At 49.2% G+C, this 6,677-nt stretch carries 5 protein-coding genes; 1 reads left to right on the top strand and 4 read right to left on the bottom strand.

Annotated elements, in window-relative coordinates; all coding sequences use genetic code 11:
* Window positions 1–2,262 (top strand): Ig-like domain-containing protein (locus D6C13_RS23225; RefSeq protein ID WP_208642936.1); only part of this gene is annotated, 2,262 nt, incomplete at its 5' end.
* Window positions 2,263–2,466: 204 nt separating this feature from the next.
* Here the strand turns inward: D6C13_RS23225 and D6C13_RS23220 are convergent.
* From D6C13_RS23220 to D6C13_RS23205, 4 genes are all read right to left on the bottom strand, one after another.
* A complete protein-coding gene (locus D6C13_RS23220) occupies window positions 2,467–3,477 on the bottom strand; it encodes a DUF1214 domain-containing protein (protein ID WP_120135029.1) in 1,011 nt (336 codons plus the stop codon).
* A gap of 38 nt (window positions 3,478–3,515) precedes the next feature.
* Complete coding sequence (locus D6C13_RS23215) at window positions 3,516–4,295, bottom strand: hypothetical protein (protein ID WP_120135028.1); 780 nt, start codon at window positions 4,293–4,295, stop codon at window positions 3,516–3,518.
* 95 nt (window positions 4,296–4,390) lie between these two features.
* The gene (locus tag D6C13_RS23210) at window positions 4,391–5,497 is read right to left on the bottom strand and encodes a DUF1254 domain-containing protein (protein ID WP_120135027.1); all 1,107 of its coding nucleotides are present in this window, start codon (window positions 5,495–5,497) and stop codon (window positions 4,391–4,393) included.
* 59 nt (window positions 5,498–5,556) lie between these two features.
* On the bottom strand, window positions 5,557–6,639 hold the full coding sequence (locus D6C13_RS23205) for a DUF1254 domain-containing protein (RefSeq protein ID WP_120135026.1): 1,083 nt from the start codon (window positions 6,637–6,639) through the stop codon (window positions 5,557–5,559).
* Between the last annotated feature and the right edge of the window lie 38 nt (window positions 6,640–6,677).

Raw genomic sequence — 6,677 nt, 5'->3', positions numbered from 1 at the left:
ACCAATGCCATGGGAACCAGCGACAGCAGCGCAGGCTACAGCGTGGAAACCGTGGCCACGAATGCCGACGTGTTCGCCACCCCGGAAATCGCCTACATCATTGATGATGTGGGCCTGCATACGGGGCAGGTCACTGACGGCGGTAAAACTGATGACACGCAGCCTGAGCTGCACGGTACCGGTGAGCCAGGTAGCGTGGTGATTGTCACTATGTACGGTCCGATAACAGGAAAAACCTACACCCTTGGCCATGTCACCGTCGGTAATGACGGTACCTGGCACTACCAGTTCACCGGTAAACAGGGCATGCAGGCGGGTCACGGCGCGGAAAATATTTTCCATGTTTCTTCTGTGGATACAGACGGCCATACCGTCACGAGCGACGCCTTCACAGTGACCCTGACCGGCAGCAATGCGGACGACAACACCCCGCCTGACATTACCCCACCGGATGCGCCGGTTATCACTGAAGTGTATGACGATGTGGGGACGCAACAGGGTCCGGTCGCCAACGGCGGCAGCACAGATGACAGCCAGCTGAAAATCAGCGGGACAGCAGAACATGACAGCATCGTGGTTATCAGCCACGTGGTTGAATCGACAGGGGCTATCTACGTCGATGGCTCGGTTGTGGCTGATGCGTCCGGTCACTGGGTATTCGAGATGACAGGCCCGTTCCAGCCCTCATTCGGCAACCGCATCATCACGGCAACGGCCACCGATGCAGCGGGCAACACCAGCGAGCCAAGCGACAGCTTTGTGGTTAACTTTGTTGATACCAATCAGGATGACATCACCCCACCTGACCAGCCAACCATTGACTCTTTCCATGATGATGCGGGTAATTCCCTCAGTGGTGCCACCACCGATGACGCCACGCCAACCCTTCAGGGCCATGCGGAAGCTAACAGCATTGTCAACGTGTACGAAGGCGGCACCCTGCTGGGCTCCACGATAGCAGGTGCTGACGGTACCTGGAGCTACACCACGCCTGAACGTGCGGACGGCATGCATGATTTCACCGTGACCGCAACAGATGCAGCCGGTAACACCAGTGCACACTCTGCTGATTTTGTCGTGAACGTTGTGTCGGAAATTATCACTATGGTGACACCGACTATCGATTCCTATCATGACGATGCGGGCGCCAGCTTCGGAAGCGGGACCTACACGGACGATCGAGATCCAACGTTACACGGCCATGCTCAAGCAGGCAGTATCGTAAGGGTCTATATCGATAATGGACGAGAGGGTACGGCTATTGCCGATGCTGATGGAAACTGGCAATACACGCCGAAATATAATCTCTTACACACACATGTCTTCACTGTTGATTCTGTGCTTCAGGGTAACCTGAGTGATACATCCGAGAAGTTTGTGATTAACATCGAGCCGCAACCAGAGTCTTCATATCACTGGGATTTCAACGATGAAACGTTTCAGGGCTGGAGTGTTCTTGGTGAGCATGCGACGTCTGAGGATGGGTTTACGAATAGCATCACTACAAATCAACGTGCTGAGTTCAGAACGGATAAAAGATTCGGAAAAGATTATAACGGTGACGTTATGAGTACGAAGATCTATGTTGAAGCAGGTAAGACATATGACTTCAGCTATCAGTATGGTCATATTACAGATTACAAAATGCTGACAGCTGCAAACGTAGGGCTGACCGTGGATGGCCAGCTGGTAGGGGGTTATCACACCGCTACAGATGCCGCGCAGACAATTACAGGCTCCTGGACTGCTAAAACCTCCGGTGAAATCACGCTGGCATTCAACGATAAAGTCTCAACCGGTAGCGGTAATGACTTCTGGATTGATAACATCAGTGCTGTACAGCAAGGCGTGAGCGCTCAGGCCGAAACCCAAGCGTTAACTCTGAGCAGAGTGCAGACGGAGGATACACACACCGATGCGTCCGCAAACAACGCCAATCTGATTGAGTTAAGTACAGCAATACAGTCTCCGGCACATGCGGATATCACTGACCATGTGCAGAATACTCTGCATCTGACCCTGAGCGATATTCTCAGCGAAGCGCATCCGAATCTGTTTGTGCAGGACGGCAAGCAACAGCTGGCTGTCACCGGCGACCAGGGTGATGTGGTTGAACTGAAAGTCGAAGATATTACTCACGCTGAATGGCAGGATAGCGGTGCAGTGACGGCAGGTGGCATTCAGTATGAGGTGTACCAGCATGCTGGCAGTGACGTTGAGTTGCTGGTTCAGCACGGTCTGGAACTGCATCAGGTTTCATAACCCCTGACTTGCTCTGACCTTAATTCATCCCTGGCTCCGGCCGGGGATTTTTTATTGTGCCTCTTCCTTCGTCACCGTTGCGGCAAGCTGACGCAGGAAGCGACGCAGGGACATAATAACATTCGTGGAGGTTCCAAAACCTCTGACACCCCCCCCCCCCGGATATCCACAAAGGCCAGTGTTACCTGGCCCTCGCCCGAAATTTTATTTCACTTCGACAGGTGTCGGTACGGTATAAGTACCATTAATGACTGACTCACCCGGACGATAAATACGCATTCCCAGATACCAGTTATCTCCAGGAGTAGGTAGCCAGTTTTTCTGCGCTCCGCACACCTTTTCAGGACCATAGTAAATTGTGAATTTACCATCCTGATCGAATTTAATGGTCCTGTTGTTCAAAATAGAATTCTCATCGTGCAGGTATTTATCCGCACCATACATCGTGAAGGAAAAGAAACCGCCCTCGTTGAAGTCTGGTTTGCTATAGGTGGCTTTGTAGCATTTATCGCCGCTCAGGCCAAAGTCACGGTAGAGATAAACAGCATCTTGTGCCGGAAGCAAACCGAGTGCGACAGAGGCGCTAAGACGCAGCATCTTCGGATCAATTTTGCCCCGCGCACCGGCGGTGTCGTTGAAGTTAGGCAATTTCGCTGCCTCGGCCTGATATTGCTTACGCAATGTCATCAGGCTGTCCTTATCCCAGTCAACAGGCTTATAAGACTTAACCTTGGTACCGGCAGGCCATTTTACGGATATTTCATCCTGTAATTTATGGACATAGTCAATATCCTGCGGATCGCCAGGATTCACCTGAGTGCGCACCACGATTGCCGCAAATTCGGTTTTTGATTTTATCTCAAAAGTACCCGGGCCATAAAAGACCTGATCAGTAAAGTCATCATTCTGCATGATCATTGCCGACTGGTAGCGGCCATCTTTCGATTTAGGCAACGTTACCGTCGTGCCATTCGGAACATAGTAGACACCAAAGGAGTAAATCGTGTCGCGGTTCATGGTCACCGCAGGTTGCTTATCCAGTGGCATCAGTGTGCGGTCATGGCGGAATTTATTGCTGCCAACATCGTTAACCACGTTCTGATAAGAAAGGTCAACTTCGGCACGGGCATAGTTTTCTGGGGTAACCGTTTGAGCCGCGTATGCTGAAGAGCCCATGATCATGGTCGTCATCAGTATGGCATTTACTTTTTTCATTATTTACCTCGGGTATAAGTGAATAACACGCTTTCGTGTCAATTGAACTGAAGGTTCAGACCGGCAAAAACTTGCCAGCGTGGTTGCCCGGGTCCGCGATCGGCAACGGAGCCTTGTGGCTCAATAAAGAAGTTATAAACTGTCTTGCCCTGTTTTATGACCTGCCCCACGCCCAGCCCCAGCGGAACGCCGTAACTGTCATTCTGGAAGTTATAGTTCCAGATAGGTGCAGATCTCAGATAGGTGCCGCCGCCCAGTTGATAGAAGACAAAGGGCTGGAAAGCGCCCAGGTTTACGTCACTACGATCCCCTTCCCCGGCAAAGCTGTGCTGCCATGACGCCAGATAACCGAACTGAATTTTGGGTGAACTGGCGTCGAAGAGCACGTTAACCAGGCCGGCAGACCATTTTTCGCTGCCGAGAGAATTTTCCGTCGCGGTGGGTGCAGTAAGCTGAGGTCCGAAGCCAAAACTGATGGCCGGATTGCCGGTATCAATCAGATACGCCGTGAAAAGATTCAGATCACCCAGCCCGGTCTGATGCCCTCCGTCAGGCGCAGAAGGATAGGTGTTAACGGGAAGAGAAGCACGTAACAACCAGTTGCTTTCTCCCAGAGAAAAAGGCTGGGCATAACGGAACCAGAACTGGTTGGCATCCTTGTCCGTTCCGCTAATATCACCGATATAGTAGTTCTGCATGTTGAATGCAGTCATATTAGCAAGAGGGTTATTTGCCTGTGCGGCATCCGGAGCGTGGTCTTCAGCAGCATGCGCGCCCCAGGGTAGAGCAAGTGCAATCAGTAATTTGGTTATCTTCACGGACTTTGCCTCATCAGGGTTATAAATAATTATCGACGAGTTAACCTGAAGGAGGGAAATACAGCCGCCACGACCCTATTTCCCTTAATACTGGATTATTTCTGACTAACGACCGGATGATTTTCCTGCATGTCTTTGGAGAATTTAAGGATATCGTCAACGGAATTGGGCAAGTAGGCACGCATTAATGCATTCCAGTTCTTCGTAGTCTGGAAATTGTTAATCGCCTTGTCACCACAGTTGAAATGAAGCGTGTAGCTGCCATCTTTATTCGCTTTGGCATGATGTGAATTAATCACAAATGGGTCAGATTTAACCCAGCCTTCAGCATTATAAACCGTCAATGACCAGTAACCATTTTTGTCATACTGAACGGGAAGAGGACGTATGGTGGTAGAGCTACATTGTGCATTTTTAGCGCCTTCATCACCCGGAGCCACTACCCAGTAAAATGCGTGTTTTGCCGGTAGCCCACCCCAGCCGCCGATATTCACTAACTGGTATTGCGGCGTGATAATTTTATCCCCTTTAGAGACAAAACCTTTATAAATCACCGCTTCTTTCGGGCCACGGCGAACCATTTCAGCACGCAGTTTGTTGAAGGAATCAACATCGTATTTCACGTCACTTTTATAGGGTTCAGGCGTGCCACCAAAACTCACTTTCACCATATCCTGCCGCTTATTCAGTTCTGCTATCCCCTTTTCATCCAGGCTCCTGGGCTGAGTACGCATGAAGAGATAAACAAAACGACCGTGTGTTAAGTCCGACTGTTTAACGGTCACGGTTTGCCCCGGATAAACAACGGCGATAGTGAAATGATCATCATCGAAAATATGTACGCTCTGATAGAGATCATAAGCAGGAACAGAAACCGTTAACCCTTCTTTAGTATCGAAAACACCGTACGAATAAATCAGATCAAAATTTGAGCGGATAACCGTCTGATTTTTGAGGTCGATACCTTTGCGTTCATGGCGGAATTTATTTCCACCGGACGTTAATGTTTCCGCGGCGAAATATTTGGCTGTTTCGGCTCGGATAAGATTATCCATAGTGACCTTGACACCGTTTGTCGCGGCGAACGAAGGGTTTTGGGCCGTGACTTGCCCATCAGTTTGTACGCCAGTATCGACAGCAAGCACAGAAGAACTGGTTAGCATAGCGACCACGATGGCCAAAGCGCGTAGGGTTGTTTTCATTGATATCTTCTCTTGAGTAAGGGGAAGACTGAATGCTCAGCCTTCCTCCTGTGTATGAATTACTTCACCGGCTTAGGTTCAGGAAGTTTATATTTATTGTCCTGAATATCCTGGGTTGGAAAATAAACACGTAAAGCCAGCGTCCAGTTATCCGTAGGTGCGAGAAGCAAGTTTTGCGCATTATTTCCACAGATTTGCTCTGTACCATAATGCATGGTGAACGTTTTTCCGCCCGGGTCGAGTTTCAATTCTTTGTTTGAAAGACTCGATCCTTTTTCGTTATGAAGGTAGAGATCATCACCGTAAATGGTCAGGGAATAAAAACCGAGATCAGGTTTTGCCATTCCCGGAACCTGATAGGTCGCGGTATAGCAGATATTTTTATCCACCTTATAGGTATTAAATGAGTACCAGGCATCTTTGTCAGGGAGTAAACCCGTGGCCACTGCAGCACCGATATTGACATCATCTTGAGGATAATCGCCACGCGGGCCGGACGTTTTACTGACGCCACGTTTATCTGCGAGCTGGCGATAATGAGCCTGAAGTTTTTTCAATTCATCCCTGTTCCAGTCAATCATCTTGAACGCTTTTGGCGTGTAGCCTTCCGGGAAGGTTACTTTATATTCATCCTGGATACCATGGGCTTTTTGGATGTCAGCCGGATCGTTTGGATTAACCTGGGTTCGAATATTCAGAACCAGAAAATGAGTCGCTTTGGCAGGGTCAATTTTGTAATCACCTGCGCCGTAATATACATGCTCAGTGGTGTGATCATGATCCATAACGTGCAGAGAAATATAACGACCATCCCCTTCGGGAACATGAACCGTGGCACCGTGAGAAGCATCAATGATGGCAAAAGAATATAGCGTATCGCGGTTCATCAATACCGCAGGTTGTTTATCAATCTCCATCGGCATACGGTGGTGATAAAATTTATTTGTTGCACCATGTTTGACTTCTTCGTTCATCGCCACATCGAGTTCGGCAAAAGCATAATTTACAGGCGTTACACTGACATCTTTTTTACCTACAAGCGTCGTTTCGAGTTCGCGAACCTTATCAAGGCTGATAGCGTCTGCGGCCCATGCGTTACTGATACAGAGAGCCAGCATGCTCAGGTAAAGTACCTTTTTCATATAATCTCGGTCTCGAGTCTGTGAATGTTATTGAAAAT

This window comes from Rahnella woolbedingensis, assembly GCF_003602095.1.
Lineage (GTDB): Bacteria > Pseudomonadota > Gammaproteobacteria > Enterobacterales > Enterobacteriaceae > Rahnella > Rahnella woolbedingensis.
Note: the sequence above shows the minus strand (reverse complement) of the source record. Positions and strands in the feature narration are given on the sequence as shown.

What these genes read in the sequence shown, in the direction of transcription:
- D6C13_RS23220 (WP_120135029.1), bottom strand. Translation starts at nt 3,477, where the DNA reads ATGAAAAAAGTAAATGCCATACTGATGACGACCATGATCATGGGCTCT.
- D6C13_RS23210 (WP_120135027.1), bottom strand. Translation starts at nt 5,497, where the DNA reads ATGAAAACAACCCTACGCGCTTTGGCCATCGTGGTCGCTATGCTAACC.
- D6C13_RS23205 (WP_120135026.1), bottom strand. Translation starts at nt 6,639, where the DNA reads ATGAAAAAGGTACTTTACCTGAGCATGCTGGCTCTCTGTATCAGTAAC.